Annotated in this window: 3 protein-coding genes; all 3 read right to left on the bottom strand. The window is 52.1% G+C overall.

The features are described from left to right. A partial coding sequence (locus ABYW01_RS18455) for an NAD(P)-binding protein (RefSeq protein ID WP_372835680.1) occupies positions 1–480 on the bottom strand: 480 nt, incomplete at its 3' end. A gap of 10 nt (positions 481–490) precedes the next feature. Continuing rightward, the gene (mraY, locus tag ABYW01_RS18450) at positions 491–1,573 is read right to left on the bottom strand and encodes a phospho-N-acetylmuramoyl-pentapeptide-transferase (RefSeq protein ID WP_372835677.1); all 1,083 of its coding nucleotides are present in this window, start codon (positions 1,571–1,573) and stop codon (positions 491–493) included. Then, the coding region (murF, locus tag ABYW01_RS18445; RefSeq protein WP_372835675.1) for a UDP-N-acetylmuramoyl-tripeptide--D-alanyl-D-alanine ligase at positions 1,574–2,849 on the bottom strand (1,276 nt) is incomplete at its 5' end.

The following is a 2,849-nucleotide window of genomic DNA, read 5'->3' as shown; positions in this document are numbered from 1 at the left end:
GTATAGTTCCTGCTCCCCTTGCGCCAGCATATCCAGTACCGGCAAGCCCAAATTACCGCCAACCCCCACATCGATGCCCGCAGCCATAGCCATGTCACCCACCAATGTAGTGACACTACTTTTTGCATTAGAGCCAGTAATCGCGATAACCGGCGCGGTAATCTCACGACAAAACAGATCAATATCGCCGCAGACATGCACGCCCTGTGCGATAGCCACCTGAATAGCGGGGTGGCTGATCGCAACACCGGGGCTCACAATCAGTTCAGAAGCCTGCGCGAGATACTCTGCGTCCAGCGCACCGCAGTGCACGTCGATATCGGGAAACTCCGCCTTAAACTGGTCTAAACCGGCCGGATTTTCGCGAGTATCTACAACGACGAAAGGCACGCCTTTGCGTGCCAGATGGCGGGCGCATGAAATACCTGTTGCGCCCAGTCCTACAATGATTCGCCTGTTGTCACTGGCGATTAAGCTCATTCAGCGTCTCCTAACGAATTTTCAGACTTGCCAGACCTACCAAAACCAATACCACTGTGATGATCCAGAAACGAACAATAACGCGCGGTTCAGGCCAGCCCTTGAGCTCAAAATGATGATGAATAGGCGCCATTCGGAATATTCGCCGCCCGGTCAGCTTGTACGAAGCGACTTGCAGGATGACAGACACGGTTTCCATGACAAACACACCGCCCATAATCACCAGCACCAACTCCTGTCGCACAATGACCGCAATTACACCCAAGGTAGCGCCCAGCGATAGCGCACCCACATCTCCCATAAATACCTGGGCTGGATAGGTGTTGAACCAGAGAAAACCAAGGCCCGCCCCAACAATCGCACCACAAATAACAATCAGCTCACCGGCACCGGATATATAAGGGATCAACAAGTAATCAGCAAAACGCACGTTACCGGTCAGGTATGCAAACACACCCAATGCCGCAGCCACCATGACGGTCGGCATAATCGCCAGACCATCCAGACCATCCGTCAGGTTTACCGCATTGGAACTACCCACAATCACAAAGTAGGTAAAGACGATGAAGAAGATCCCCATATCAACCATCACGCCTTTAAAGAACGGCACGATCAGTTCGGTTTCGGCAGGTGTTTGAGCCGTCAGATAGAGCAAAATTGCGGCACCGGCACCACCAACAGATTGCCAAAGGTACTTCCAGCGCGCAGGTAAACCACGAGAGTTCTTCTCAATCACCTTACGATAATCATCGACCCATCCCACTGCGCCAAAGATCAGCATCACAGCCACAGTAATCAAAACAAAACGGTTGGTAATATCTCCCCACAAGAAGGTGCTGATCGCGATGGCGGGAATAATCAGTGCGCCGCCCATTGTTGGCGTACCGGCCTTGCTCAGGTGAGACTGAGGGCCATCATCACGTACCGCTTGTCCGATCTGCTTTACACGCAACTTCTTTATCAGCACGGGTCCCAGCAACAATGAGATCACCAGCGCCGTCAGTACTCCAAGAATGCCTCTCAATGTGAGGTACTGAAATACCGCGAAGCCACTGTAGAAATTGGACAAATAATCCGCGAGCAGTAAAAGCATTTAGTGGTTTCCTTCAACCAATCCTGCGACAACTTTTTCCATTCCCGCACTGCGAGACCCTTTAACCAAGATGGTCATTTCGGGTTCCTGCAAGGTACGGACTGCATCTACCAATTGTTCCCTGGTATCAAAATGCCCTCCCTGCGTACCGGTGGAGGCATTAAATGCATCCACCGCATGTAACGACAGCGCACCGACCGCCATCAGACGGCCGGTCCCCTTCTGCGCTGCGTAACTCCCAACATCTGCATGCTGCTCGGCTTCATCTTTTCCAAGTTCAGCCATATCACCCAGCAAGAGCAGATGTTTTCCGGGCAGTGAGGTCAGCAGATCAATTGCCGCCTTCACTGAACCGGGATTTGCGTTATAACTGTCATCAATGACAGTCGAGCCGTACATGCCCGTCATGGGACACATACGGCCTTTAACTGGTGTAAATTTTTTCAAGCCTTCTACCGCCAACTCAAGCGGTAAACCGGCGGCTATTATGGCAGCAGTCGCCGCTGTAGCATTTGCGACATTATGCTTACCCATCACGCCCAGTGAGAGGGTTACGCTTTGGTCGGCATAATTCAGCTGAAAACGATAACAGCCGTTCTCCGCAATACTCAGGTGGGTCGCAATAACATCCGCAGCGCTGTTTTCGACACCAAAGGTCAATCGATTGCGTCCCTCTGTTTTATCAAGCCATGCCTCACAGTGAGGATCATCACGGTTGATAATGGCCCAGCCATCGTCCGACAGTCCGTCGAATATCTCACCTTTGGCACGCACCACCCCTTGCAAGGAACCAAAACCTTCGAGGTGAGCCCCCATCGCATTGGTCAGAATGGCCACATCCGGCAATGACAGTCGAACGGTGTAGTCGATCTCTTTCTCTGCGCTAGCACCCAATTCAATCACGCCGTATTGATGCTGACGTTCAAGTGACAGAAGGGTCAGCGGTGCGCCGATATCATTGTTCAGATTGCCCTTAGTCGCCAGTACCTCACCCTGCTGGCTCAGGATGGTAGCCAGCATCTCTTTTACGGTTGTTTTTCCTGCACTGCCGGTCACTGTGAATACGGTATTCTCAAAACGCTGACGATTGAGTTTCGCGATCTGGCCCAGTGCTGCATGTGTATCACCCACCAACCACTGTGGGATATCATCGCCCTGACGATCACTCACAACAGCTGCAACGGCACCTTTGCTCAGTGCCTGATCCACAAAACGATGACCGTCGAAGTTAGGACCTTTTAGTGCGAGAAACAGATTCCCCGGCACGATCGTACGG

Source organism: Pontibacterium sp., assembly GCF_041587635.1.
Classification (GTDB): Bacteria; Pseudomonadota; Gammaproteobacteria; order Pseudomonadales; family Balneatricaceae; genus Pontibacterium.
The sequence above is the reverse complement of the archived record's forward strand: the minus strand, read 5'-3'. Positions and strand labels throughout refer to the sequence as shown.